The sequence below is a fragment of the Nocardia asteroides genome, from assembly GCF_900637185.1.
Classification (GTDB): domain Bacteria; phylum Actinomycetota; class Actinomycetes; order Mycobacteriales; family Mycobacteriaceae; genus Nocardia; species Nocardia asteroides.
Genome location: NZ_LR134352.1, coordinates 1,421,723 through 1,446,845, shown reverse-complemented (window position 1 = coordinate 1,446,845; position 25,123 = coordinate 1,421,723). Strand labels below are relative to the sequence as shown.

Genomic DNA, 25,123 nt, shown 5'->3' with positions numbered 1-25,123 from the left:
CCGGCCGGGCATCGCTCCCGGCCGGACCCGTGCTCAGTCCTCGAACAGCTGTTGGCCGAGGTAGTGGCCGGGGCCGGGCACGCCGGGCGGGACGGCGAAGACGGCCGAGCCGACGGGGGTCGTCCACTCGTTCAGCGCGTCGAATTCCGCCAGTCGTGCCTGGACCGGCAGGAACTGGGTGTCGATGTCGCGTTGGTAGGCGACGAAAAGCAGTCCCGAATTCGACAGCTGTCCCGGTGCGGGGGCCTCGTCGTAGTTGAACCCGCGGCGCAGGAAGCGTTCCCCGTCGTGGGTGTGCCTGGCCCTGGCGACGTGCGACGACGGCGGGATCACCGGGATCCCGTTGCGGTCGACCGCGGCCAGGTCGGGTTCGTCGTGCTCGGCGGTGCCGGTGAGCGGGGCGCCGTCGGCGATCCGGCGGCCGACGGTCAGTTCGCGGCCGTCGGCGTCGAGCTCGTCCCAGGTGTCGAGGTCCATGGCGATGCGCCGCAGCACCAGCGACGTACCACCGGCCAGCCACGGCGCGGACGTGCCGTCGTCCCACACCAGCCGATCGAAATCGACCGTGCGCGGGGCGATGTTGACGGTGCCGTCGACCTGGCCCATGAGATTGCGCATGGTCTGGCCACGCGGTGCGTCCCGGAATCCCCGCTGCACCCAGCGCACGGTCACCAGCGATTTCACGTGCTTGGACAGCACCCGGACCGCGTGCGCGACCGTGGTCGCCTCCTCGGCGCAGACCTGGAGCACCAGGTCCGCGCCGGTGTAGGCTGGGTCGAGCCGGTCGATGGGGAACGCGGGCAGCTGCCGCAGCCAGGCCGGCTTGCGCGCGGTCAGCCCGGCGGCGGTGAACAGCTCCGGGCCGAACCCGACCGTCACCGTCAGGCGGGCGGGTCTGGCCGCGAGCTCGGGCTCGGTGTCGGCCAGGGCGGGCAGACCCTGGGTGAGCCGGGCCGCGTCGTCGGTCCAGATCCGCAGCAGGCCGACGATGTCGTCCCGGCCGACGCCCGGCGCCAGATCGAAACCGGCGAAGGCGACGTGACCGGGCGGCGTCGTCTCGATACCGGCCTGGTGCGGCCCGTAGAACGGGACGACCTCGAGCGCCGGATCCCGCTCCGCCGTCTCGCTCCGCAGACCCGCCGATCCCCAGCCGATTCCGGCCGCGCCGACGACACCGGCGGCCGCGGCCGTCCCGCCGAGCAACCGGCGCCGCGACAGTCCGGCGCGCGGATCAGCCACCGTGCGCGGGATGTTCGGTGCCGGGCGCGTAGTTCTCCTTGCCACCGGCGAAATCGCGGACCTGCGCGGTGACGACGGTGCTCGACCCGTCGGCGAAGGTCAGCGTGAGCGCGGTTTCCGCGCCGGTGCGCAGCGGCTGCTTCAGATCCATGAACATCAGGTGCTCGGCGCCGGGCTTCAAGGTCACCTCGCCGTGCGCGGGGATGGTGATGCCACCCGCCTTGGGGCGCATGGTCTTGGCGCCGGTGCTGTCGGGCACCACCTCGTGGATCTCGACGCGATCCGAGGCGGGACTGGTCGCGGCGACCAGCGTCATCGGCTCGTCGCCGGTGTTGCGCAGGGTGCCGAACGCGGCGGACATGCCGGAATCGGCGGCCTTGATCCACTGGTCGCTCATGGTGACCCGGTCACCGGTGGGCGCGGCGGGCGCGGGCTCGGCGTCCGAACAGGCGGTGGCGAACGCGGCGAGCACGGACAGGGCGGCCGCGGCGCCGAAACGACGGGCGGCGCGAGGGGAACGCAAAGGGGTACGCGGGAACGCGGACACGGGAACTCCGATCATCGGGTGTGGGTGAACCCGGACCGGCACGACGGAAGATCCACCGGGACGGCGGAATTCGGCGGCTACGCCGGTACGGGGTGAAGTGCGGTAACGCCCGCGAGCGGCGGTCCGCGCAGCCCGATACCGGGACGCAGCAGGAGTTGACGTGCGATCGCACGTTCGTCGGCGGGCGGCATCCCGGCCCGCGGCGCCGAGGGATTCGGCGGGCCGCCCAGCACGATGACCAACCCGCGCACACTGGTGATCGCCCGCCGCACACCGACCTCGGCGCCCCGGATGGCGAGCGCGCCCGCCGGGATCGCCACCACGTGGGCGAGCAGCATGACGACGGAGAAGTGGTGGTGATGCGCGTGCCCCAGCGACAGCGCGGTGTGCCCGACACCCTGTCCGACGGCGAGCACCGCCATGGTCGAGGCCGCGCCGCGCCCGCGCGGCAGCGTGGGGACCACCACGCCGACCAGGGCGCAGGCCGCGAACAGCAATGTCAGCGAGGCGCCGTCGGGAACCATGGTCGCGCCACCGAGACCGTGCGCGAGCACGGCGACCGCACCGGAGGCGGCACCCACCGCGGCGCCGCGTAGGCGCGCGGTGTGATCCGTCGGTGAACGCACCTCGTCATGCTACGACCCACTGTCGTAGCAACGGGGCACAGGGCGCGTGACCAGCGTCTCAACCGGTTCGCGCAGATTGATCGAGTCGAGCCCTTGACCTAAATAATAGTTCAGGTTTGATGATGGTCTCACCACCGAATGAGGGAGAACATCATGACCACCACCACCGCCACCCCGGCCACCATCCGCTCGCTGCCCGCGCTGAACCGGCCGGTCGCCGTCCTGGGCGGCGTGGTCGTCGCCGTCGTGGCGAACTTGATCGTCTGGGGTGTCGGCGCGGCCGCGGGCGGGTCCTTCGTCACCACCGACGCGGGCAAGGTGATGGACGTCGCTCCCGGCGGGGTGATCTTCATGTCGACGGTGCCGCTGCTGATCGGCTTGACCGTCGCCGTGCTGGTGTCCTACCTGTGGTCGGGGGTGCTGCGCGTCGGCGCGGTCGTCGGCTCGGCACTGTCGATCGCGACGATCGCGCTGACGGTGGACGCCGACTTCGACACCGCCTCCACCATCGCGCTGTCGGTGATGCACGTGGTGCTGGTGCCGGTGATCGTCGTCGCGCTGGAAGGCGTGCGCAAGAGCATCAACGCCCGTTGATCGCCCCAAACGAAAAGGACCCCGCCGGAGATCTCCGGCGGGGTCCTTCGTATGTCGGTAGCTACACCGCGCGGCCGAAGAGCAGCTTCCACGGCATCAGCGCCGACTCCAGCTGCACCTTCAGGCTCATCTTCGAGGCACCGATGGTGCGCTCCTCGAAGCGGATCGGCACCTCGGCGATCGTGTAGCCCTTCTTGATCGCGCGGTAGTTCATCTCCACCTGGAACGAGTAGCCGTTGCTGCGGATCGACGACACGTCGATCGCGCGCAGGGTGTCGGCCTTCCACGCCTTGAAACCGGCGGTCGCGTCCTTCACGCCCAGGCGCAGGATCAGGTTCACGTAGAAGTTGGCCCAGGCCGAGAGGGCCTTGCGGTACCACTTCCACTCCGCCGCGGTCGAGCCGCCGGGCACGTAGCGGGAGCCGAGGACCACGCCGACATCGGCGGAGCTCAGCTTCTCCAGCATGGCCGGGATCACCTCGGCGGGGTGCGACAGGTCGGCATCCATCTGGATAACCACGTCGGCGCCCTCGTCCAGCGCCTGCGTGATGCCGGCGATGTAGGCGCGGCCCAGGCCGTCCTTCTCGGTGCGATGCAGCACGCTCACCACGTTCGGCAGGTCGGCGGCCAGTTTGTCGGCCACCTCGCCGGTGCCGTCCGGTGAGTTGTCGTCCACCACCAGGACGTGCAGATCGGGAACCGGCAGTGCCGTCAGCCGCTCCACCGCCACCGGCAGATTTTCCCGCTCGTTGTAGGTCGGCACAACAACGGTAACCCTCAAGGGTCGCCCTCCCTGCTCACCTGGTTACGCCCCGCGTCCCAGCTGGTGGGCGCGCGAGCATGTCATCGATTCGTTATGACCGTACTCGATCGACCTGACGCGAACCTGAGCGGCCGTGCGGCCGCGTCACCACAACCGGCCCGCGTGGACCAGCGCGTCGACCACCAGGACCACGCCGAACACCACGAAGAGCACCCGGACGGCGGGCGGCCCGTAGCGGGTGATCCCGCGGACCAGCAGCCGGTACACCCGGCGGGCGCGCGGGGTCCGGCGCATCGCCATGGCCAGCACCAGCAGCGGCAACAGCAGCGCGATCACGCAGTAGGCGACCACGATCGCGGGCCACACCACCGGCAGCGGCCGCTGCGCCGACAGCAGGGCCAGCGCGGCCAGGTACGGCACCGAGGTCGGTACCTTCGCCAGCCCGAGGGTGAGCCCGACGACCCCCATCAACCAGGGATACCGGCGCACCTGCCGCGTCCACCGCCCACCCCCGGCACCGAGCGTGGAATCCATCGGCAGCGCCGCGACCACCAGCAACACCACGCCGATGAGCAGCTCACCCCAGTACCGCTGCAGATCCGTGAGCTCGAAGTCGAACAGCCGCACCAGGAAGTCGATCCCCAGCACCGTCACGATCCCGAACGCCACCGAGACCGCGAACACCCCACCCAGAAAACTGAGCCCACCCACCAGCGGCGACCGCCGAGCCACCCGGCTGTCCGCCACCACCGCCGTGGTGATCGCCACCAGCAACACATCCAGCGCGTCCACCACAGCGAACCCGAGCAACGTGATCAGCAGGACACCCATGACCCCCGCGACCCTACTCGCCGGTCAGCGAGCCTCCTCTGTCCCGGCCGTCAGTCCGCGGCCATCGGTTCCGACGCATCCTGATCCGCCGCGTCACCACCCTGCCGCCGATTCCGCCGCCGCTCAGCCGCCTCCCACGCCTTGCGCCCGACGATGCCTACACCCGCGGCACCCGAATCCACACCACGCGCACCCAGCTCCCGCACCGAGTCCCCGAATGCCTTGAACCGATTCCCGATCTCGGCCAGCGCGTCCCCGATCCGCGGATCCTCATGTTCCTGCCACCCCGCTACCTGACTCCGCCGCGCGGCCGCGAACCCGTCGAGATCGGCCTTCAACTGGGCCATGTCGCGTTTGAGCCTGCTGCCCGAGATCTTGCGCGCGATCTCCAGCGGGCGGATCGCCGCATAGTGCGCGAGCTGCTCACGCGCCTGCAACAGCAGCCGCCCGTCCGCCGCGAGATGCTCGGCCAGCATCGCCCGCGCCCCGTCGATCACCGGTTCCAGCAGCTGCGGCTCTGTGTTCCGGACTCGCTCGATCCGCAACCGCTGCCACTGGTAGAGCGAGTCCTCGGCGACGACGAGCAGATCGAGCGCCGCGCCCAGTCGATTGGCCTCGAGCGCGTCACGCAGATACTCGGCCCGCTGCTGTACCGGCTTCCCCGCGTCGAACCCGTCCAGCGTCGACCGGATGTGCGCCCGCAACCTCTCGACGACCACCTCGGCGGCAGGCCCGAGCGAGGCGATCGCATCCCAGTCCGCCGCCGGAAAAACACCGGACTCGTCGAACGCCCGCACGATCCGTATCAGCGCGGCGTGCTGCCCCAGCACATCACCCGAGGTCGAGGCCTTGACCAGATCGAGCACCTGCTCGACCTTCCCCTCCACCCGCTCGACCGCCGCCGTCGCCTCCGCGATGGCGGTCTGCAGCGCCACGGTCGCGATCGTCATCTGCAGACTGAGCGCCTTGGTCCCGGCCAGCGACACCGGCTTCCACTGCAGCTGAGCCCGGATCTTGCCCGCACCGTCGGTCAGCGACATGCGGTGGTATCCGCCATTGCCCGGCATCACCCCGAACTTCGACATCTTGGCGGCATCCTGTGGCCGCAATTTGACGAAGGTGCCGTGCTGCGCACGCAGTACGCCCAGTCCGGCGCTCAAACTCGCGGCGCCCGTCGCCGAGCCCGGCGTGACACCCGCGATGTGGTAGAGCTCGACGCCGTGGGACTTGAGGCGTTCCAGGTAGCTCTCCACCGCTTCCGGGTCACCGGCGACCAGCAAGCCCTCGGGTTCGACGACGACGGCGAGCGACGGGTCTTCCTCCTCGGCGAGCGGATTCGCGTCGGTCTTCGCCAAATCGACCATGGCAGTGCCCTTCCCCTGTTTCGCACGATGCGGGAGACATCATGCCCGTGCCCGGCGACATCGGTGGGGTGGTCGGGAGTGTTTCGGGCGAGCTATTGCCGAGTGACCTTTCGGCGATGGACGGGTGGGGGCGGAAGCTTCACCCTGGGGCGTTCGGCTGGTTAGGCTTTTCGTGCCGGGAGTGCTCGAGAGCACCCGCGATCGTGAAGGGGAAGACATTATGGCGGAAATGTCGTTCGACCCGTCAGCGCTCGACGCGTACCAGCGCGCTGCAGCTCGGGTCGCAGATCTACTCGGAGAAGCGGCGACGAACACGACGACCGCGGCGGGGGTCGACCTGTCCGGGCTCGGTGTGCTCGGGCGGGAATTCGCCGCGGCGTGGACGGCGGCGGCGGGTGCGCACGCCTCGACCTTGAGCACCGCGGGCAATCTCGTCACCGCGTATCAGGACATCCTGAACCGGTACGGCACCGACGTCACCGGGATCGACACCGACCTGGCGGCCGACCTGCGCGCGACGCAGAGCGAGGTGGCGTGATGCGTACCAAATCCCTGGCCACCGAGACCACACTGAGCACGATCTCGCAGGCCGAGGCGGAAGCCAAGATCGAACCGGTGATCGCCCTGCTCGAGGTGCCACTGCTCGAGCTGCGCAAATCGCTGGGCGCCAACACCTCCGCCGACCCGGACGCCGACGTCGTCGCCGCGCTCACCTCGGCGAGCACCGCGACCAGCGCCACCGAGGACCCGCACCGGCTCGGCCTGTACGCGCTGGAGTCGACCGACACCGCGGCCCCGGCCACCCCGGCGCTGCGCCGGACCGCGACCGAGGTGTCGGCGGCCGCCGACCGCGGTCAGCAGCTGAGCACCCTGCTCGGCCAGGCGCATTCGACCCAGGCCACCGCGGCCGCGAAGGTCGACGCGATCATCGCCGACTTCCGCGCGAAGGCGAAGGCCGCCGCACCCGCGGTGAACGGCAACAACCTGGACGCGATCGTGGAACTCGCCGAGGAGGCGATCCAGGAGGCCGTCGGCGTGGTCGGCACCGCGAGCACCGAGATGGACGAACACACCCGCAACACCCGGGGTCTCACCTCCGACCTGGGCGGCACCAACGGCGTCACCGTGCCGCCCGGCGCCACCGAGGTCGCCCCCGGCGTCTACGTGCTCGGCACCGGCGGCACGTCCACCGAGTTCGACACCGACACCGACACCACCACCACCGATCCCGCCGTCGCGGCGCAGATCGCGTTGCAGGAGGCGCTGATCGACGGCGGCGTCGCACTGGGCACCGCGGCGATCGACGCCGGCGTCACCTTCGGCACCCACCTGATCGACAAGATCGCCGAGGTCGCCATGCACGGCATCGACACGGGCGCCGACCTGGCCACCACCGGCATCGACACCCTCGCCGCGAACGTCACCGGCACCGAGAGCACGACCACCACCCCGGCGGGCACCACGCCGACCGCGCCGTCGACCAACGGCGGCACCAACTCCGGCGGCCTGTTCGCCGGGCTCGGCAACGGCGACACCGCCACCAAGCCGGACCCGTCGACCAGCGGCAACTCCACCAAGCCCGCGCCGAGCACGCCGGACCCGGTCATCCAGGCCCCGGCCAACCAGACCCCGAAAACCGATCAGCCGCAACAGGCTCCGGCACAGACCCCGGCCCCCGCCCAGCAGCAGCCGATGCAGAGCGGGGTGATCCCGCCCGCCGGGCGTCCGCAACAGGATCAGGAGAGCGAGAAGCCGCAGGCGGCGCCGAAACACGGCCAGCCGGGAGTCGTCCCGGCGCCCGCGTAAGGGCCGCATATGGACAACCCGTTCGGGTCCTACTTCGCCTCGCCCGCCGATCCGGCGCGCCGTCGTCCCCAGGGCAAACGGCGACGCCGGCGGCGGCGCGAGGCCGAGCCGCAGACCATCGGCACCAATCCGGAGGTATGGCCGCCGCCGGAGCCGGAGACCTTCGACGAGGTGCGCGAGCAGCCGGCGCCGACCGAGCCGATCTACCGGACCCCGGCCGAGGACGACGGCTTCACCGGCGACTGGAACGACTGGACCGACGGCCTGCCCGCGGCGGAACCACCGCAGCGCACCGACGACATCGACTGGAACGACTGGGCCACCACCACGGCGACCGAGCAGAGCGGCGACCACGTCGAGATGCCGGTGCTGCCGCGGCTCAAGGACTTCGGCGGCGGCGGGACGGTCACGCGCAGGCCGCGCAAGCGCTACGACGACGAACGCTACGACGATCCCCACGGCCGCGCCAAGGCGGCGGCCGCGGTGAAGGGCGTCGTCGGTGCGCTCATCTTCGTGGCGCTGGTCGGGGTGGCGGCCAATATCTTCCTCGGCTCCGGCGATCAGCCCGCCGCGGCGCAGCGGGCGGCCGTATCCGGCGCGCCGGCAACGGGTTCCACCGCGACCACGGTCGCACCGCCGCCCGCGCACGCGGTCGCGGGCTGTGAGACCTTCCGTAGTCAGTCCATCACCATCAGCGCCGAGCGCGGCGACACCGCCACCCCGCAGGGTGCGATCCTGGGCTTCGAATACAGCTATTACGTCGACCGGGACGCCGCGAAAGCGCGCACCTACGTCACCGACGACGCCCATGTCGGCGACGAGTCGGCGCTGGCCGCGGGCATCGCCACCTTCCCGACCGGCGTCAAGTACTGCATCCACATCACCCGCGCCGACTCCACCGATCCGACCGTCTGGAATGTCACCGTGCAGCAGCAGTGGCCCGGCGGCACCGAGATCGAGAAGATCCAGCAGACGATGCGCACCGCCGAGGTGGCGCCCGGCCGCTATCGGATCACCAGCATCGACCACCGGAACTAGCCACCCGGAACGCGAAAACCCCGGTACCGCAGTGCGGTACCGGGGTTTTCGGTATGGCGACCCTGACGGGACTCGAACCCGCGACCTCCGCCGTGACAGGGCGGCGCGCTAACCAACTGCGCCACAGGGCCGTGCCGTGTATCGCTACACCGAGGGTGGACTGTACCTGCTGGAACGACCTGGACGGTAATCGCGCTGGTCGCGACCGCGCCGCCCCATTGACATTGACGTCAATGTCAATGAAACTCCGAACGGTGACCACGAGTGCGGCGCAGGAACGGGCGCGATCGGCGCGCAAGGACAGCGGCGGACCCCGCCGCGGCGAACTGCTCGACGCGGCGGCCCGCTGCTTCGCCGAGCTTGGCTACGACCAGACCTCGGTGGAGACCGTCACCACCAGGGCGCGGGTCTCCCGGGCGACGTTCTACGCGTACTTCTCCTCCAAGGACGAGGTGTTCCGGGCCGTCACCGAGCGGGTGAGCGCGCAATTCCTGGAAGCGCAGCAGGTGGTGGACGTGGCGATCACCGAACCGGTCGACGTCATCGCCGCCACCACCAGGGCCTTCGCCGACGCGGTGTTCGCCAACGGCGCCCTGGTGCCCCTGATCGAGCATCGCGCCGGCGTCGACCCGGCCATCGGCGCGCAGTGGCGCACTGTCCGCGATCGCCTGCGCAAGCGCTTCACGACCTTCCTCGCGAACGTCGACGCGGAGCGTATCGATCCGTGCGCACCACTGCCGCGCGTGGTCGAGACCCTCACCGACGCCCTGCTCATCGGCGCCTCCCGGGTCGCCGATGCCGCACCCGACGAGCGCGAACAGTTCGTCGCCGAGCACATCGCCATCGCCGAACGCCTCATCGGCTTCACCCGATGAGCGCGACAACGACCCACCCCGAAGGACAGCCGGTGAAACTCCTGATCGCCAACCGTGGCGAGATCGCCCTGCGCGTCATCCGCACCGCCACCGAACTCGGGGTGCGCACGGTGGCGGTGTACGCCGAGGACGACGCGGACAATCCGAACGTGCACGCCGCCGACGAGGCGATCGCGCTGGCCGGCGCCGGTCCCGCCGCCTATCTCGACCACGCCGCGATCCTGTCCGCCGCCGAGAAGACCGGCGCGGAGTTCGTCCACCCCGGTTACGGGTTCCTCAGCGAGAACGCCGATTTCGCGCGGGCCTGCGCGGCGGCGGGCCGCACCTTCGTCGGCCCCGACCCGGATGTGCTCGACCGGTTCGGCGACAAGTCGGCGGCCCGCGCGACCGCCGTCGCGGCCGGTGTCCCGGTCCTGCCCGCCACCGACGGCCCCGCCGACGTGGCGCGGGTGCGCGCGTTCCTCGCGGTGCAGGCGGGCCCGATCATGATCAAGGCGCTGGCCGGTGGCGGCGGCCGCGGCATGCGGGTGGTGCGGACGGCCGCCGAGGTCGACGAGGCGTACCGGCAGTGTGCCGCCGAGGCCGAACTCGGCTTCGGCAATCCGGCCGTGTTCGCCGAGGCACTGCTGGAGCGAGCCCGGCACATCGAGGTGCAGATCATCGCCGACGGCACCGTCGCGCTCGCGCTCGGGGACCGCGATTGCAGCGTGCAGCGCAGGCATCAGAAGCTGCTCGAAATCGCGCCCGCCCAAGGACTCTCCGCGGCACTTCGGCGCGACCTGCACGCGGCCGCGGTCCGGCTGTGCGCGCACGTCGGCTATCGCGGGCTCGCGACCGTCGAATTCCTTGTCTCCGGCGCGGAATTCGTGTTCCTGGAGGTGAATCCGCGGATCCAGGTGGAACACACCGTCACCGAGGAGGTCACGGGCGTCGACCTGGTCGCCGCGCAACTCGCCGTCGCCCGGGGCGCGCGCCTGGCCGAACTCGGTCTGCCGAGCGGAATCACCTCCGACGCAGCGGCTTCCGAACCGGCGCCGGCCGAGGGTATCGCCATCCAGGCCAGGGTGAACATGGAGACCATGGCCGCCGACGGCTCGGCGATCCCGACCGCGGGCACCCTCACCGGATTCGCGCCGCCCACCGGCCCCGGCGTCCGGGTCGACACCTTCGGCAGGCCGGGCCTGACCCCGAGCCCCCGCTACGACTCCCTGCTGGCCAAGGTGATCACCCGCACCCGCGGCGGCTCCTTCCCCGCGGCCGCGCGCAAGGCCGCCGTCGCGCTGGGCGAATTCGGCGTCGACGGCCTGCGCACCAATATCGGCTTCCTGCGGGAAATCCTCGCCGACAAGGAATTCCAGTCCGGCACCGTCACCACCGCGTGGCTCGGCGAACGGCTGCCCGCTTTCGTGGCGGCCGCCGAAGCGGATCGGCCGGAGCCCACCGCCGAAGCGGTGGAACTGTATCCGGGGCAGGAGGCGATCCGCGCCCAGCTGGCGGGCACGGTGGTGGAGGTGCTCGCCGAGGGCGTCGAGGTCGGCGCGGGCGGACAGCTCGTGGTGCTGGAGGCGATGAAGATGCAGCACGTCGTCGCCGCGCCGCGGGCCGCGCGCACGGCCAGGGTGCTCGTGCATCCCGGACAGGTCGTCGCGCCCGGCGACGCGCTGGTGATCGTCGACCCCACGGGTGGCGACGACACCGCCGAGACCGGCGCCGACCTCGACCCCGACCGGCCCCGCGCCGATGTCGCCGAGATCCAGGCGCGCCACCGCGTCACCCTGGACGAATCCCGGCCCGAGGCGGTCGCCAGGCGGCACCGGCTCGGCCGCCGCACGGCCAGGGAGAACATCGCCGACCTGGTCGACGCGGGCAGCTTCGTCGAATACGGCGCGCTGGCCTTCGCCGCCCAGCGCAGCAGGCGCGCCGAGGCCGACCTCATCGCCAACACCCCCGCCGACGGCCTGGTCACCGGCCTGGCCACGATCGGGGCCGACCGCTTCGGCGCCGCGGCCGAGGCGGTGGTGATCGCCTACGACTACACCGTGCTCGCGGGCACCCAGGGCCGGATCAACCACCTCAAGACCGACCGCGCCTTCGAGCTGGCCGCCCGCAAGCGGGTGCCGGTGGTGCTGTTCGCCGAAGGCGGCGGTGGCAGGCCCGGCGACACCGACACGACCGGCATGATGCTCGAGGTCACCACCTTCCGCGCGCTCGGCGCGTTGCGCGGGCTGGTGCCGCTGGTGTCGATCGTGTCGGGCCGCTGCTTCGCGGGCAATGCCGCCCTGGCCGGGACCTGCGACGTGATCATCGCGACCCCCGACGCCAATATCGGCATGGGCGGCCCCGCCATGATCGAGGGCGGCGGCCTCGGCGTCTACCGCCCGGAGGACATCGGCCCCATCGACGTGCAGCGCCGCAACGGCGTGGTCGACCTGGTCGCCCGCGACGAGGCGCACGCGGTGGCGCTGGCCAAGCAGTACCTGGGCTACTTCCAGGGCCCGGTCGACGACTACGAAGCACCCGATCCGCGCCTGGCCCGGCACGTGGTGCCGGAGAACCGGCTGCGCGCCTACGACATCCACCGCGCGATCGAGGCGATCGTCGATGTGGGCTCGATGCTGGAGTTGCGCGCCGACTACGGCGTCGGCGTCGTCACCGCGCTGGTGCGGGTGGCCGGGCAGCCGTACGGCCTGGTCGCCAACAGCAGCCACCACCTGGGCGGCGCCATCGATGCCGAGGCCGCCGACAAGATGGGCGATTTCCTGCGGCTGTGCGAATCGTTCGGAATGCCGATCGTGTCGCTGTGTGACACACCGGGATTCATGGTCGGACCGGAGGCGGAGAAGACGGCCACGGTACGCCGGTTCAGCGACCTGTTCGTCCTCGGTGCCCGGCTGAGCGTCCCGTTCGGCACGATCATCCTGCGCAAGGGCTACGGCCTCGGCGCGATGGCGATGACGGCGGGCCACTTCCGCGCGCCCCGGTTCACCATCGCCTGGCCCACCGGCGAGATCGGGCCGATGGGCCTGGAGGGCGCGGTCCGCCTCGGGTTCAGCAAGGAACTCGCGGCCGCCGACCCGGCCGAGCGCGACACCCTGTTCGAGCAGCTGCTCGCCCTGGCCTACCAGCAGGGCAAGGCGCTGACGGCGGCCACCGGCTTCGAGCTCGACGACGTCATCGACCCCGCCGACACCAGGGCCTGGATCGCGACGCTTCGTTCTTGATGTTGACGTCAACTTCGAATACGGTCGAGGAAAGCGCCGTCCCTCCACTCCACCGGGAGCCACCGCATGTTCCAACTCACCGACCGCGCCGCGAAGTATCGCGACGAACTCCTCGACTTCATGGACACCCACGTCTATCCGGCCGAGCCCGTGTACGAGGAGCAGATGCGCGCTTCCGGTGACCCGCACTTCCAGCCGCCGATCCTCGAGGAGCTCAAGGCCGAGGCCAAGCGGCGCGGCCTGTGGAACCTCTTCCACCCGCATCCCGGCCGCGGCCCCGGCCTGACCAATCTCGAGTACGCGCCGCTGGCCGAGATCATGGGCCGCAGCCACCTCGCCTCGGAGGCCTGCAACTGCAACGCCCCCGACACCGGCAACATGGAGGTGCTCGAGCTGTTCGGCACCGAGGAGCACAAGCGCAAGTACCTCGAGCCGCTGCTCGACGGCACCATGGCCTCGGCCTTCGCGATGACCGAACCCGCCGTGGCCAGCTCCGACGCGACCAATGTCGAGCTGTCGATGGTGCGCGACGGCGACGAGTACGTGCTCAACGGCCGCAAGTGGTTCGCCACCAACGCCCTGCACAAGAACTGCCGGGTCCTGATCGTGATGGGCAAGACCGATCCGCAGGCCGCGCCGCACCGGCAGCAGTCGATGATGGTGGTCCCGATCGACGCCCCCGGCGTGACGATCGTGCGCAGCCTCCCGGTGTTCGGCTATCACGACCGCGAGGGCCACGCCGAGATCGACTTCTCCGATGTGCGAGTGCCCGTCACCGATGTACTGAAAGGCGAGGGCGAGGGGTTCGCGATCAGCCAGGCCCGCCTCGGACCCGGCCGTATCCACCACTGCATGCGCAGCATCGGCATGGCCGAGCGGGCACTGGAACTGATGTGCAAGCGGGCGCTGTCGCGGGTGACCTTCGGCAAGCCGATCGCCGAGAACGCCAATATCCAGGACTGGATCGCCGAGGCGCGCGTCGACATCGAGATGATCCGGCTGCTCACCCTCAAGGCCGCGTATCTGATGGACACCGTCGGCAACAAGGCCGCCCGCACCGAGATCGCCGCGATCAAGGTCGCCGCCCCGACCATCGCGCTGAAGATCCTGGACCGCGCGATCCAGGTGCACGGCGCGGGCGGCGTCACCGACGACTTCCCGCTCGCCCAGGCCTGGGCCGGATTGCGCACTCTGCGCCTGGCCGACGGCCCCGACGAGGTGCACAAACGATCCATCGCCCGTCAGGAGCTGGGCAAGTATCGCGAGCAGGCGGTGCGCGCGTGAAGGCCTGGCAGCTGAGCGAACTCGGCGAACCCCGCGACGTCCTGCGGCTCACCGACGTCGACGACCCCGTCGCCGGTCCGGGCCAGGTGCTGGTGCGGGTGCTCGCGGCGCCGGCCAACTTCCCGGATGTGCTGCTGTGCCGTGGGCAGTACCAGGTGAAGCCGCCGCTGCCGTTCACGCCGGGCGTCGAGCTGTGCGGCGAGGTCGTCGCGGTCGGCGCGGGGGCGAACCGGTTCGCGGTCGGTGATCGCGTCGTCGGCACGACGACGCTGCCCGGCGGCGCGTTCGCCGAGCTCGCGGTGCTGGACGAGGAGAACGTGTTCCCCGCACCGGACGCGCTCGACGACGCCGAGGCCGCCGCGCTGTGCATCGGCTACCAGACGAGCTGGTTCGCGCTGCACCGCCGCACCCAGCTGCGGCCGGGCGAGACCCTGCTGGTGCACGCGGCGGCGGGCGGTGTCGGCAGCACCGCCGTGCAGCTGGGCAAGGCCGCGGGCGCGCGGGTGATCGGCGTGGTCGGCGGGCCCGGCAAGGTCGACTACTGCCGCAGGCTCGGCGCCGATCTCGTCATCGACCGGCACACCGAGGACATCGTCGCGACCGTCAAGGAGTTCACCGGCGGCCGCGGCGCCGACGTGATCTACGACCCGGTCGGCGGCGACGCCTACGCCAAGTCCACCAAGTGCGTCGCCTTCGAGGGCCGCATCCTGGTGATCGGCTTCGCCGGCGGCACCATCCCGCAGCCCGCGCTCAACCACGCCCTGATCAAGAACTACTCGATCATCGGCCTGCACTGGGGTCTGTACAAACAGTACAACCGGCCCGCGATCGCCGACTGTCACACCGAGCTGACCCGGCTCGCCACCGCAGGACTGAAACCCCTGATCAGCGAACGCCTTTCGCTGGCCGAGGTACCCGACGGCCTCGGCAGGCTGGGCGACGGCTCGACGGTCGGGCGCATCGTCTTCCAGCCCTGAGCGCTATAAATACAGCATGGACGACCTCGCGAACCACGACAGCGACGGTGCGCCGCCCTCGATGGCGCGCACCTCGCTGTTGCGCGAGCTGCCCACCACCCAGCGTGGCCTGCGGACGCGGGCCGCGCTGATCGAGGCGGGCCGGAAGGTGTTCGAGCGGCTGGGGTATCTCGATGCCCGGCTGGTGGACATCACCCAGGAGGCCAACTGCTCCTCGGGCACCTTCTACACCTATTTCGCCGGCAAGGAGGAGATCTTCGCGGCGATCCTGGAGCACGCCCAGGAGGACATGCTGCACCCCGGCATGCGGCGGGTACTCGACACCGACGACCCGGCGGCGATCGTCGAGGCGAGCAACCGCGCCTATTTCGAGGCCTACCGGCGCAACGCGAAGCTGATGGGCCTGCTCGAGCAGGTCGCCACCATCGACCCCGAGTTCAGCGCGCTGCGCCGACAGCGGGCCGACGCCTTCATCCACCGCAATGCCCGCGGCATTGCCGAGCTGCAGCGACGCGGCCTGGCCGACCCCGACCTCGATCCGATGCTCACCGCACGGGCGCTGTCGAGCATGGTCAGCCGCATGGCCTTCCATCATTTCGTCGTCGGCGGAGACGACCAGCCACCGCTGGAGGACCTCGTCTACACCGTCACCCGCCTGTGGGTGAACGCCCTGCGCATGCCGACCGGCGGCTGAAAACGCGAAATCCCCTCGACCGGAACCGGTGAGGGGATTTCGTTGGTGGCCAGGGCCGGGATCGAACCGGCGACCTTCCGCTTTTCAGGCGGACGCTCGTACCAACTGAGCTACCTGGCCGCAGGCACCCGTACTGAATGCCATACGCGAAGCGCCGGATCACTCCGGCGCTTACTTGCGACCCTGACGGGACTCGAACCCGCGACCTCCGCCGTGACAGGGCGGCGCGCTAACCAACTGCGCCACAGGGCCTTGCTGTACTGCTACACAGTCCGAAGACTGTACCCCCTACGGGATTCGAACCCGCGCTACCGCCTTGAAAGGGCGGCGTCCTAGGCCGCTAGACGAAGGGGGCTCGTCCCGGATCTCTCCGGACCGGCTTTCAACGTTTCCGTTGGGAGCTCGCATAGCTTATGACAGGTGTGCGCAGACTTCCAAATCGGCTGGTCAGGCGCCCAAACCGAGGTCGTCGAGCCGAGCCTGCGCACGCCAGCCGTCGCTGCGGAAACTCTGGATCCACACCGGGGTCGCCATCGCCTCGACGATGACCTCCAGCACCTCGGCGAACCGCGCGCGCAGATCACCCGCCGCGCCGCTGGCGATCGGGTCGATCAGATAGCGCTGGCCGGCCAGGGCCGCGGAGAGGGTGCGGGTGAACCGGTCCGGGTCGGCGTCGGCGCGCAGCTGCCCGTCGTCGATCGCGCGCACCGCGAGCACCCGGGTCGCCCGGCCGACGATGCGGCCGCCACCGTTGCCCGCGTCGCGGTGGAACTCGGGCTCGATCACCAGCCGGTACTCGGCCTGCACGATGGTGTCGTGCTCGAGCCGCAGCGCGATCTCGTCGACCATGCCGTGCAGCACGTCGAGCGGACCGAGGTCGCCGCGCGCCAGCCAGCGCTCGGCACACCCGCGGTAGCGCTCGACCGCGGTGTCGAGCACCGCGCGCGCCAGGTCTTCCTTGGAGTCGAAATGAAAGTACATCGCGCCCTTGGTGGCGCGCGAACCCTCCAGAATGCGGTTGAGCGATGCCGCGGCATACCCGCTCTTCCCGAACTCGACGGCCGCGGACTTGATTATCGCCGCGCGTGTCCGGCGGGCCCGCTCTTGCTGCCGTGCCATGCTCGAAACGCCTCCGAACCTTCTAGTCACCCGCGTTCAATAACCGACCGCAGGTGCAAATAGTGGTTTTAATTCAAACTTTCGGTATGAAATCTCGCAGAAAAGCCGGTACCCCTCCGGCTGCTATAGTTCGCCTGCCCGAGTGCGCCGCAGGGGGTGCACACTCGGGCTCAACTACCTGTGAGAACCGCCTCCTCCTGCGGTAACGATTGCCCCTTCGCCGAAGGTTTCGCGCGCCATCGCGTTCACCCCGGCACTTCGAACCCTCGATGAATTCCTTGCCGCCACACCCGGCACCGAACCGCGCGATATCACGGCAGCGGTGATTGTCCCGAAATTCATCAGGCGATCACCGTACCCGCATTTCGCTGCCGACACGCGGCAAATGAAGCACCCATCCGGGCATCCGGTCCGGATATCTCACCCAGCAAACCGAGCGCAACCGAAAAGGTTTCGTCGGCTACGAATTCCGCAGGCGCACAGCCCGGTTGACCGGCCCCGCGACCCCTCGGCGAACCCCCTGCTGTTCGCCCGACGGTCGCGAGCTCGCGCCCACACCGGACCACTTTCTCCGCCACGTATCCCCTGCTCATCGAAAACTGTTGCAATACAACAGTATTCGATACCACGTCGGCGCCCGAAGCGCGAACGATGCTGAGTACCAGCCGGTTACCGGGAATCGTCCCTACCGTAATCTTTGTTACGTCCGCCGACCAGCCGCGATCCACCCCGCCGACAGCACCGGGGACCGGTATTCGGCCGGACGGCGCACCGTCGGTTAGACTCCCCTCCGCGCCCCTTTAGCTCAGTTGGTAGAGCTGGTGACTTTTAATCACTAGGTCGTAGGTTCGAGTCCTACAGGGGGCACCACGCTTCACCCGCCCCACCTGGGGTGACAGGGTTTTTCCGCGCCCGTCGCGGGCCCCGAACCCAGCGCAGATCCTTCCCCTGTCCGGTCGCCGCACCGCCTCACGCCAGGGTCTTGCTGTGATTCCCACCACCCCGATTTCAGCGGTCGTCGGGGTGTGGGGGCAGGTCTGGGCAGACGGGGCGGTAGGCGAGGTCGGGCGAAACCCAATCGGCCCACTGCTGGCGGCTCATGTTGAAGGTGAGTTTGTCGCAGAGGTGATCGGCCCAGGATTCGGGGCCGGGCCAGGTCCACATCTCCGACTTGTCGGCGTAATCCTGATACCTGGTCAGCACGCGGGTGCCGTCCGCACTGATCCAGATGTTCTCGATCCAGCCGGGCGACCCGCGCAACGGCTCGCCGACCGCGTGGCCGTCGGTGAGGTCCCAGAAGCGCACTGTCCGGTCGCTGGAACCGGAGACGATATAGCGGCTGTCGGCGCTGATGGCGAGACTTCGCACCCAGTCCTTGTGCCCTGCCATCGGCGGACCGATCTGCTCGCCGGTTCGCATGTCCCAACGGCGCAGCGCTGATTCCTCAGCGGTGACGAACCGGGATCCATCGGGAGCCGACGCCAGCGCCCAGATGAAGCTGGCACGGATCTCTGTGACGACGGCGCCGGTGCCCAGGTCCCAGAGACCGACCGATCCCGCCCGGCGGATGAGCAAGCGAGTACCGGCGGCATCGAATTCGACGTCCGCGACGTCGTCCTCTCCGGTCATGGGATCGCCGATCGGATCACCGGTCTCGGTGCTCCACAGCCGGGCGGTCTTGTCGTGAACGGCAACGAGATACCGGCCGTCCGGGCTGAGGGCGATCCAGTCGGCCTCGGGTAGCCCCACGAACGGCCCGCCGATGGGCGCGCCGATGTCGGTGTCCCACACCTGCACGACGCCCTCGTCGGTGACGGTCGCCAGCCGCGAGCCGGTCGCGCCGAAGTCCAGATCGTCCACCCGCCCGGCGAATCCGGTCAGGGGGCGGCCGACCTCTGCGCCGGTGTCGGCGTCATAGAAGGTCACCGACTTGTCAGGTCCGGCTACGGCGATGCGGCGGCCGCCCGGACTGATCGCCGCGTCGGTGGCGAAATCGTCGGGATAGTCGACGAACCGGATGCCGCGGCCCGTCCGCGAATCGACCACCCAGACCGAGGCATCCGCTTCGACCTGCTTGACGAGGCGATCACCCTCCAGCGCCAGGATCGCGCCGAAGCCCGGTGTCGAGGATCCGCCGTCCGGCCATGGCGAGCCGAGTGAACCGGATCGGCTGACATCCCAGATGCGCATCGTCCCGTCCCACGCGATGGAAGCGAGACGGTGGTTGTCGGGACTGAACCCGACACCGACGACCCAACCGGAGTGGCCCGTCAGTGGCGTCCCTTCCGACGCCCCTGTGCCCGCGTTCCACAGCCTGATGGTGCCGTCCGTCGCCCCCGACGCCAGCCTGGTGCCGTCCGGACTGAATGCGACGGAGTTGACGAGTCCGTCGTGCCCGACGAGTGGTCGGCCGACGGGCTGTCGAGTGTCGGCGTCCCAGAGCAGGAGCCCGTTGCCGAACTCGGGTGCCGCGGCCGCGATATCGACTCCGCCGATACTGCCGGACGCGATACGCCGGCCGTCGGGGCTCCACGCGACAGACTTCACCTGCTGGCTGTGCCGACGCAGGATCTCCGGCGGGTCCGCCGGCGACATCACATTCCAGATCCGCACGGTGGTGTCGTCGCCACCGGATACGAACTGTCGCCCGTCCGGACTGAACGCCACGGAGTTCACCGTGCCTTCGTGACCGGGGAACACCGCGGTGCGGCCGTCGACGACATCCCACCAACGGATCTCACCGTCCTGACCGCCCGCCACAACAGACCGGCCGTCCGGCGAGATAGCGAGCGTATTCGCGACGCCGGTCATCCCCGTCAGCGCCGGCGCGACCGATCGGCCGGTCTCGGCATCCCAGATCTGGATCCGGCCTTCGGCGTCTGCCCCCAAGATCCGCCGACCGTCCGGGCTGAACACCGCTCGCAATGCGCGCGGCTGGGGTTCGAAGAGCCGATCGATGCGAGCGCCGGTCGCCGCATCCCAGAGCCGCATCTCGACACCGCTGGTGAGGATTCGATCACCCGCCGGACCGAACGTGACACTGAAGTCCGGTGTCGCCGTCCGATACACCTCAGCCAAACGGTCGAGACTCCCGAGCAGATCGTTCATGCTGAACGGCTTCCCCGTCTGCACGATCTTCTCCACCGCCGCTTCACCGTTCAACGTGCGCAGCAGCGCCCCTTCGTCGAAGCTCGGCGAGATCTGCTGGGCGGCGAGGGTCTGCTGGATGGCCCGCACGTCGTCACGCGGACGCGCGCCGGCCAGCATCGACTCGGTGTCGGCGACCAGGCGCAGGCCGATCGCCTGGTTGCGTTGGCGTTCGGCCTCGCGCTGCCGGTCGACGGCGATGTAGGCCGCGGCCAGCGCGAGGACGGTGAGCAGGATCAGGGTCAGCACCGCGATCCGGCGGATGCGCCGGAACCGGCGTTGTTCGCGCAGGTCCTCGCCCGCCAGTTCGTATTTCGGTTTGCCGTGGATGGGGGCGGCCAGGTCGGTCAGTTTCTCGCGGAACAGGGTGGCGCGGGGATCCCATGGCGCGTCTTCGCTGACGTCGACGTAGAGGGGTTCGGTGGGGAGTGCACCCGGCTCGGTCAGGACGGGCAGTGCCACGGTGGAGCGGTCGGGGTCGAAGCGGTGGGTGTGGCGATCCCATTTCACCTGTCCGCCGGCGACGACGAACAGCAGCTGTTCGGGGCCGCGGGTACGCAGCCAGTAGGCGATCTCGCGGTCGACCCATTCCGAGGCGGCGGAGGCGGGCGAGAGCACCACGATGCAGTAGCGGGCCCGGTCCATGGCCTCGGCGACCTTGCCCCACAGGTCGGGGCTGGCGGTCAGGTCGGTCGCGTCGCGGAACACGCGCAGGGCGTGCAGGCGGCCCATCCGGCGGCCGATGCGGTGCAGGCCGCGCTGGATACCGGCCGCGACGGCCCGGTCGGCGTGGGAGTACGACAGGAAGGCGTCGTAGGACGTCGGTGTCACGCGGGCATCCGGCGGGATTGTCGTCGCCTCGGCCATGGTCTGCTCCCAGCATCGGGCCAGGTGTTCTCCTCCACCGTCCGTCTCCGGCGCGCGCCGGGCACGCGTACCGGGCTACTCGGGTTCGCCGCGCGGTGCCCGCGGGCAACGTCACGTGGCGACGCGCCCACCGCAGACGCCGCCGAAAACGCGGGGTACGGCCCGGTCGGTCTTCTACCCTGAGCCCGACCCGGGCTGTACCGGGCACCACTCGACACAGGCGGAGCCGATGACTTCCTTCGATGATTTGCTCTCCCAAGTTCCGATCGCCCAGATCGCCGACCAGCTCGGCGTCGACCAGGCGACCGCGACCAACGCGGTCCAGGCCGCGTTGCCGACGCTGCTGGGCGGGCTGCAGGCCAACGCGGCCGAGCCGCAGGGCGCGGCCTCGCTGCTCGGCGCGCTCGACAGCCACGGCGGTCTCGTCGAGGGCGAGGGCGCCGTCGATCTGCAGCAGGTCGACGTCGCCGATGGCGAGAAGATCGTCGACAACGTGTTCGGCGACGAGAAGAACACCGTCATCAGCGCGCTCGGCGGGACCGGCGGGACCGGCGGCAACGACCTGATCGGCAAGCTGCTGCCGATCCTGGCGCCGATCGTGCTGGCCTATGTCGCCAAGCAGCTCACCGGCGGTGGCGCGGCCGCGCCGGCGCCCGCGCCGCAGCAGCAGTCCTCCGGCGGCGGCCTTGGTGACCTGCTGGGCGGGCTGATCGGCGGCAGCAGTTCCAGCGGCGGGCTGGGTGGGGTGATCGGCGAGGCGCTGGCCAAGAACGCGGGCGGCGGTCTCGGCAGCATCCTGGGCGGCATCCTCGGCGGCAAACGCTGAGAGTTCCCCGACCGGGGCTAACACCGCGCGGCCCGCAGCGATAGTCCCTACGCTGCGGGCCGAACACCTAGACTCGTCCGCATCACCTAGCGGAATCTTACGAGGTTGTGGCGTTGCTCAACTTCGGCGGAAATCCGTGCTGTTGCGTTTCGCGTCACACCTACGGTGCCGTAAGGTATGGCCGCATCGCGACGTTCGACCGCAAGCAGACAGCGAAGGGTTTTTACATGGCAAGGGATCTGACTCAACTCGAACTACTCACGGAGTTGGAGCCGGTTGCCGAAGAAAACGTCAACCGGCACCTGTCGCTGGCCAAGGAATGGCATCCCCACGACTACGTGCCGTGGGATGAAGGCCGCAACTTCGCCGCCATGGGCGGCATCGATTGGGATCCTGAGCAGTCCAAGCTCAGCGAGGTCGCCAAGGCGGCGATGATCACCAACCTGCTCACCGAGGACAACCTGCCGTCCTACCACCGCGAGATCGCCGAGAACTTCTCCCAGGACGGCGCCTGGGGCACCTGGGTGGGTCGCTGGACCGCCGAGGAGAACCGGCACGGCATCGTGATGCGTGACTACCTGGTGGTCACCCGCGGCGTCGACCCGGTCGCGCTCGAGAACGCCCGCATGATCCACATGACCAACGGCTTCGCCTCCCCCACCGAGGTGGACGCCGGCTTCCTGCACTCGGTCGCCTACGTGACCTTCCAGGAACTGGCCACCCGGGTCAGCCACCGCAACACCGGCAAGGTCTGTGACGACCCGATCGCCGACCGCATGCTGCAGCGCGTCGCCGCCGACGAGAACCTGCACATGATCTTCTACCGCAACCTCTGTGGCGCGGCCCTCGACCTGAGCCCCGACCAGGCGATCGAGGCCATCTCGCTGATCGTGGAGAACTTCCAGATGCCGGGTGCCGGCATGCCGAACTTCCGGCGCAACGGCGTGCTGATGGCCAAGCACGGCATCTACGACCTGCGTCAGCACCTCGAAGAGGTCGTGCAGCCGGTGCTCAAGAAGTGGAACATCTTCGAGCGGACCGACTTCACCGCCCGCGGTGAGGCCACCCGTGAGCGCCTGGCCGGCTTCCTGGACCAGCTGGGCCAGGACGTGCTCAAGTTCGAGGAGCAGCGCGACAAGATGCTCGCCCGCGAAGCGAAGAAGCGCGAGCTGGCCGGCGTCTAGCCGCCACGACGACCAGCGCCCCGCCCTCCGGTCCGGAGGGCGGGGCGCTGTCGTTTCGCCGCTACTTGGTGGGCAGGGCGCCGTCGGTGCTGCCGACGTCGGTGATCTTCCAGCCGTTGCCGGAGTCGACGGAGATGTTGTAGGTGACGGTGTTGCGCAGGCCGTCGGGGTTCTGCGCGTTGGTGGTGCTCACGTCGACGAACGCGGCGACCTTGTAGACCCCGCCGTCGCGCGACTGCACGGTGGCGGCGATCGGGGTGGCGGTGGAGGTCCACTTCAGCGGGACGATGATCTGCTCGAGCTTGGTCCCGGTGGCGTCGAACTTGTTCGACAGCTCCGGCGAGGTGTTGGCCTTGAGCTTGGCCACCCAGGCGTTGACGTCCTGGTAGTTCAGCGTCGCCGAGCCGACGGCGTAGTCGAGGGCCACCTGCTCGGCCTTCGCGTCGTCGGCCTGCTCGGCCTTCAGGTCGGAGAGCTGCGAGCGGGCCGAGCCGAGCAGCACACCGAGCACGAGCGCGATGATCGCGAGCACGGCGATCACGGCGCCGCCGATCAGCGACGAGATCCGCACCGCGACGGTGCCCTGGTCCGGCTGGGCGGCGGGGGCGGCGGGCTTGGTCAGGTCGGTGGCGTCGTCGGCCATGGGTTTCTCCGATTGCGTGGGGACAGCGCACCGCGCGTGCGACGGTGCAGGCAGTGACAGGTTACTGAGCCGTAGCGGGCGGATCGATCCGCCGCGGCCGAAAGCTGTCGCGTCGCTCACACTCCGTCCGCGTTCGGCGCCGTAGTGATGCTGTAACCACCCGAAACAGGTACTGAGCGATATCGATCACATCGGCCGCCGGAGGGCTCTCGACCGGGCCACTCGACGGGCATTCGGCGTCGGCCGTGATCGATCGCACCCTGGGGTTTTCGGTCGCGACCTCGGGTGATGAGACAATGGCGAGCGTGACTACGACGATGCCCGAGGCCGCGACGGCACTGCGGATCGGCCCCTACCCGGTCGATCCGCCGGTCGTGCTCGCTCCGATGGCGGGCATCACCAATCGCGCCTTCCGCACGCTGTGCCGCGAATTCGGCAGCAGCACGTCCATCTACGTGTGCGAGATGATCACCGCCCGCGCGGTGGTCGAGCGCAACGAGAAGACGCTGCACATGATGTCCTTCGACGCCGACGAGAACCCGCGCTCGATGCAGCTCTACGGCGTCGACCCGAAGACGCTCGGCGAGGCGGTGCGCATCATCGTCGGCGAGGGCTGGGCCGACCACATCGACCTCAACCTGGGCTGCCCGGTCCGCAAGGTCACCCGGCTCGGCGGTGGCTCGGCGCTGCCGTACAAGCGCAGGCTCTTCGCCAACATCGTCAAAGAGATGGTGCGCGCGGCCGAACCGGCCGGTGTCCCGGTGACCTTCAAGTTCCGCATCGGCATCGACGACGACCACCTCACCTATCTCGACACCGGGCGCATCGCCGAGGCCGAGGGCGCCGCCGCGGTGGCGCTGCACGCCCGCACCGCCGCCCAGCTGTACTCCGGCGCGGCCGACTGGTCGGCCATCGCCCGGCTCAAGGAAGCCGTCACCACCATCCCGGTGCTCGGCAACGGCGACATCTTCTCCGCCGACGACGCACTGCGCATGATCGCCGAGACGGGCTGCGACGGCGTCGTCGTCGGCCGCGGCTGCCTCGGCCGCCCCTGGCTGTTCGCCGAACTCAGCGCGGCCCTGCGCGGCGAGCCGATCCCCGAGGGACCGACCCTCGGCCGCGTCGGCGAGATCCTGATCCGCCACGCCACCCTGCTCACCGCCCACGACGGTGAGGACAAGGCGATGCGCGACATCCGCAAGCACATGGCCTGGTACCTGATGGGTTTCCCGGTCGGCTCGCAGCTGCGCCGCAGCTTCGCCACCGTCTCCCGGCTGGCCCAGCTCGAGGATCTGGTCGGGCAGCTCGACCCCGCGATCCCCTACCCCACCGACGCGCTCGGCCCGCGCGGCAGGCAGGGCTCCCCGCAGGCCAAGGTTTCCCTGCCCGACGGCTGGCTCGACGACCCGGAAGACGACACCGTCCCCGCCGCGGCCGACGTCATGCACAGCGGCGGCTGAATTCCGCCAACCCTTCCA

The 25,123-nt window shown here is 69.9% G+C and carries 21 protein-coding genes and 5 tRNA genes; 13 read left to right on the top strand and 13 right to left on the bottom strand.

Features of this window, described 5'->3' with window-relative positions; all coding sequences use genetic code 11:
* Nucleotides 1-33 precede the first annotated feature (33 nt).
* From EL493_RS06960 to EL493_RS06950, 3 genes are all read right to left on the bottom strand, one after another.
* A complete protein-coding gene (locus tag EL493_RS06960; RefSeq protein WP_019044888.1) occupies nucleotides 34-1,239 on the bottom strand; it encodes a Dyp-type peroxidase in 1,206 nt (401 codons plus the stop codon).
* Nucleotides 1,232-1,801 carry a copper chaperone PCu(A)C gene (locus EL493_RS06955; RefSeq protein WP_081723028.1) on the bottom strand — a complete coding sequence of 190 codons (570 nt, stop codon included), beginning with the start codon at nucleotides 1,799-1,801 and terminating at the stop codon, nucleotides 1,232-1,234. Before EL493_RS06955 ends, EL493_RS06960 begins: the two co-directional genes overlap by 8 nt.
* Before the next feature lie 62 nt (nucleotides 1,802-1,863).
* Nucleotides 1,864-2,412 (bottom strand): hypothetical protein, encoded by a 549-nt coding sequence (locus tag EL493_RS06950; RefSeq protein ID WP_022565865.1) that lies wholly within the window; start codon nucleotides 2,410-2,412, stop codon nucleotides 1,864-1,866.
* A 153-nt stretch (nucleotides 2,413-2,565) separates the two neighbouring features.
* Here EL493_RS06950 and EL493_RS06945 point away from each other — a divergent pair, with 153 nt between their 5' ends.
* The gene (locus EL493_RS06945) at nucleotides 2,566-3,006 is read left to right on the top strand and encodes a DUF6069 family protein (RefSeq protein WP_019044885.1); all 441 of its coding nucleotides are present in this window, start codon (nucleotides 2,566-2,568) and stop codon (nucleotides 3,004-3,006) included.
* Between the two features lie 61 nt (nucleotides 3,007-3,067).
* On the opposite strand, the gene EL493_RS06940 is transcribed toward EL493_RS06945, so the two are convergent.
* The 3 genes from EL493_RS06940 to EL493_RS06930 form a co-directional block, all read right to left on the bottom strand.
* Entirely contained in the window at nucleotides 3,068-3,769 is a 702-nt protein-coding gene (locus EL493_RS06940) for a polyprenol monophosphomannose synthase (RefSeq protein ID WP_019044884.1), read from the bottom strand.
* A gap of 144 nt (nucleotides 3,770-3,913) precedes the next feature.
* Nucleotides 3,914-4,600: a GAP family protein gene (locus tag EL493_RS06935; protein ID WP_019044883.1), complete on the bottom strand. Its 687-nt coding sequence runs from the start codon at nucleotides 4,598-4,600 to the stop codon at nucleotides 3,914-3,916.
* Nucleotides 4,601-4,650: 50 nt separating this feature from the next.
* A complete protein-coding gene (locus tag EL493_RS06930) occupies nucleotides 4,651-5,964 on the bottom strand; it encodes a hypothetical protein (RefSeq protein ID WP_019044882.1) in 1,314 nt (437 codons plus the stop codon).
* 181 nt (nucleotides 5,965-6,145) lie between these two features.
* On the opposite strand from EL493_RS06930, the gene EL493_RS06925 reads away from it, so the two are divergent.
* The 3 genes from EL493_RS06925 to EL493_RS32220 are packed head-to-tail and all read left to right on the top strand — an operon-like array spanning nucleotide 6,146 to nucleotide 8,808.
* A complete protein-coding gene (locus EL493_RS06925; protein WP_126405602.1) occupies nucleotides 6,146-6,502 on the top strand; it encodes a hypothetical protein in 357 nt (118 codons plus the stop codon).
* The gene (locus tag EL493_RS06920) at nucleotides 6,502-7,770 is read left to right on the top strand and encodes a hypothetical protein (RefSeq protein ID WP_019044880.1); all 1,269 of its coding nucleotides are present in this window, start codon (nucleotides 6,502-6,504) and stop codon (nucleotides 7,768-7,770) included. Before EL493_RS06925 ends, EL493_RS06920 begins: the two co-directional genes overlap by 1 nt.
* Before the next feature lie 9 nt (nucleotides 7,771-7,779).
* Nucleotides 7,780-8,808, top strand: a complete 1,029-nt coding sequence (locus EL493_RS32220; RefSeq protein WP_019044879.1) for a hypothetical protein — start codon at nucleotides 7,780-7,782, stop codon at nucleotides 8,806-8,808.
* 54 nt (nucleotides 8,809-8,862) lie between these two features.
* Here EL493_RS32220 and EL493_RS06910 read toward each other — a convergent pair.
* Nucleotides 8,863-8,939, bottom strand: a tRNA-Asp gene (locus EL493_RS06910).
* Between the two features lie 123 nt (nucleotides 8,940-9,062).
* On the opposite strand from EL493_RS06910, the gene EL493_RS06905 reads away from it, so the two are divergent.
* The 5 genes from EL493_RS06905 (at nucleotide 9,063) to EL493_RS06885 (ending at nucleotide 15,859) form a co-directional block, all read left to right on the top strand.
* Nucleotides 9,063-9,683 carry a TetR/AcrR family transcriptional regulator gene (locus EL493_RS06905; protein WP_162178104.1) on the top strand — a complete coding sequence of 207 codons (621 nt, stop codon included), beginning with the start codon at nucleotides 9,063-9,065 and terminating at the stop codon, nucleotides 9,681-9,683.
* Entirely contained in the window at nucleotides 9,680-12,904 is a 3,225-nt protein-coding gene (locus EL493_RS06900) for an acetyl-CoA carboxylase family protein (RefSeq protein ID WP_174435974.1), read from the top strand. The genes EL493_RS06905 and EL493_RS06900 overlap by 4 nt, the downstream gene beginning before the upstream one ends.
* A gap of 66 nt (nucleotides 12,905-12,970) precedes the next feature.
* Nucleotides 12,971-14,188, top strand: coding sequence for an acyl-CoA dehydrogenase family protein (locus EL493_RS06895; protein WP_019044876.1), 1,218 nt, complete (start codon nucleotides 12,971-12,973; stop codon nucleotides 14,186-14,188).
* Nucleotides 14,185-15,165 (top strand): NADPH:quinone oxidoreductase family protein, encoded by a 981-nt coding sequence (locus EL493_RS06890; RefSeq protein ID WP_019044875.1) that lies wholly within the window; start codon nucleotides 14,185-14,187, stop codon nucleotides 15,163-15,165. Before EL493_RS06895 ends, EL493_RS06890 begins: the two co-directional genes overlap by 4 nt.
* 16 nt (nucleotides 15,166-15,181) lie before the next feature.
* Entirely contained in the window at nucleotides 15,182-15,859 is a 678-nt protein-coding gene (locus tag EL493_RS06885) for a TetR/AcrR family transcriptional regulator (RefSeq protein WP_019044874.1), read from the top strand.
* 43 nt (nucleotides 15,860-15,902) lie between these two features.
* Here the strand turns inward: EL493_RS06885 and EL493_RS06880 are convergent.
* The 4 genes from EL493_RS06880 to EL493_RS06865 form a co-directional block, all read right to left on the bottom strand.
* Nucleotides 15,903-15,979, bottom strand: a tRNA-Phe gene (locus EL493_RS06880).
* 58 nt (nucleotides 15,980-16,037) lie between these two features.
* Nucleotides 16,038-16,111 (bottom strand) — tRNA-Asp (locus EL493_RS06875).
* A gap of 30 nt (nucleotides 16,112-16,141) precedes the next feature.
* A tRNA-Glu gene (locus tag EL493_RS06870) sits at nucleotides 16,142-16,214 on the bottom strand.
* A gap of 92 nt (nucleotides 16,215-16,306) precedes the next feature.
* Complete coding sequence (locus EL493_RS06865; protein ID WP_019044873.1) at nucleotides 16,307-16,978, bottom strand: TetR/AcrR family transcriptional regulator; 672 nt, start codon at nucleotides 16,976-16,978, stop codon at nucleotides 16,307-16,309.
* Between the two features lie 794 nt (nucleotides 16,979-17,772).
* Here EL493_RS06865 and EL493_RS06860 point away from each other — a divergent pair.
* Nucleotides 17,773-17,848: transfer RNA gene (locus tag EL493_RS06860), tRNA-Lys, on the top strand.
* A 138-nt stretch (nucleotides 17,849-17,986) separates the two neighbouring features.
* Here the strand turns inward: EL493_RS06860 and EL493_RS06855 are convergent.
* Complete coding sequence (locus tag EL493_RS06855) at nucleotides 17,987-20,956, bottom strand: TIR domain-containing protein (RefSeq protein ID WP_019044872.1); 2,970 nt, start codon at nucleotides 20,954-20,956, stop codon at nucleotides 17,987-17,989.
* A 265-nt stretch (nucleotides 20,957-21,221) separates the two neighbouring features.
* Between EL493_RS06855 and EL493_RS06850 the strand changes: the two genes are divergently transcribed.
* The gene (locus EL493_RS06850; protein ID WP_019044871.1) at nucleotides 21,222-21,818 is read left to right on the top strand and encodes a DUF937 domain-containing protein; all 597 of its coding nucleotides are present in this window, start codon (nucleotides 21,222-21,224) and stop codon (nucleotides 21,816-21,818) included.
* 227 nt (nucleotides 21,819-22,045) lie between these two features.
* Nucleotides 22,046-23,002, top strand: coding sequence for an acyl-ACP desaturase (locus EL493_RS06845; protein ID WP_030200599.1), 957 nt, complete (start codon nucleotides 22,046-22,048; stop codon nucleotides 23,000-23,002).
* Between the two features lie 61 nt (nucleotides 23,003-23,063).
* On the opposite strand, the gene EL493_RS06840 is transcribed toward EL493_RS06845, so the two are convergent.
* The gene (locus EL493_RS06840; RefSeq protein WP_019044869.1) at nucleotides 23,064-23,645 is read right to left on the bottom strand and encodes a hypothetical protein; all 582 of its coding nucleotides are present in this window, start codon (nucleotides 23,643-23,645) and stop codon (nucleotides 23,064-23,066) included.
* A 296-nt stretch (nucleotides 23,646-23,941) separates the two neighbouring features.
* Here EL493_RS06840 and dusB point away from each other — a divergent pair, with 296 nt between their 5' ends.
* Nucleotides 23,942-25,105: a tRNA dihydrouridine synthase DusB gene (dusB, locus tag EL493_RS06835; RefSeq protein ID WP_030200600.1), complete on the top strand. Its 1,164-nt coding sequence runs from the start codon at nucleotides 23,942-23,944 to the stop codon at nucleotides 25,103-25,105.
* The last annotated feature ends 18 nt before the right edge of the window (nucleotides 25,106-25,123 follow it).

Coding starts and splice junctions, on each gene's coding strand:
- EL493_RS06930 (WP_019044882.1), bottom strand. CDS start 5,964: ATGGTCGATTTGGCGAAGACCGACGCGAATCCGCTCGCCGAGGAGGAA.
- EL493_RS06900 (WP_174435974.1), top strand. CDS start 9,680: ATGAGCGCGACAACGACCCACCCCGAAGGACAGCCGGTGAAACTCCTG.
- EL493_RS06865 (WP_019044873.1), bottom strand. CDS start 16,978: ATGGCACGGCAGCAAGAGCGGGCCCGCCGGACACGCGCGGCGATAATC.
- EL493_RS32220 (WP_019044879.1), top strand. CDS start 7,780: ATGGACAACCCGTTCGGGTCCTACTTCGCCTCGCCCGCCGATCCGGCG.
- EL493_RS06955 (WP_081723028.1), bottom strand. CDS start 1,801: ATGATCGGAGTTCCCGTGTCCGCGTTCCCGCGTACCCCTTTGCGTTCC.
- EL493_RS06895 (WP_019044876.1), top strand. CDS start 12,971: ATGTTCCAACTCACCGACCGCGCCGCGAAGTATCGCGACGAACTCCTC.
- EL493_RS06920 (WP_019044880.1), top strand. CDS start 6,502: ATGCGTACCAAATCCCTGGCCACCGAGACCACACTGAGCACGATCTCG.
- EL493_RS06935 (WP_019044883.1), bottom strand. CDS start 4,600: ATGGGTGTCCTGCTGATCACGTTGCTCGGGTTCGCTGTGGTGGACGCG.
- dusB (WP_030200600.1), top strand. CDS start 23,942: ATGGCGAGCGTGACTACGACGATGCCCGAGGCCGCGACGGCACTGCGG.
- EL493_RS06885 (WP_019044874.1), top strand. CDS start 15,182: ATGGACGACCTCGCGAACCACGACAGCGACGGTGCGCCGCCCTCGATG.
- EL493_RS06945 (WP_019044885.1), top strand. CDS start 2,566: ATGACCACCACCACCGCCACCCCGGCCACCATCCGCTCGCTGCCCGCG.
- EL493_RS06850 (WP_019044871.1), top strand. CDS start 21,222: ATGACTTCCTTCGATGATTTGCTCTCCCAAGTTCCGATCGCCCAGATC.
- EL493_RS06845 (WP_030200599.1), top strand. CDS start 22,046: ATGGCAAGGGATCTGACTCAACTCGAACTACTCACGGAGTTGGAGCCG.
- EL493_RS06840 (WP_019044869.1), bottom strand. CDS start 23,645: ATGGCCGACGACGCCACCGACCTGACCAAGCCCGCCGCCCCCGCCGCC.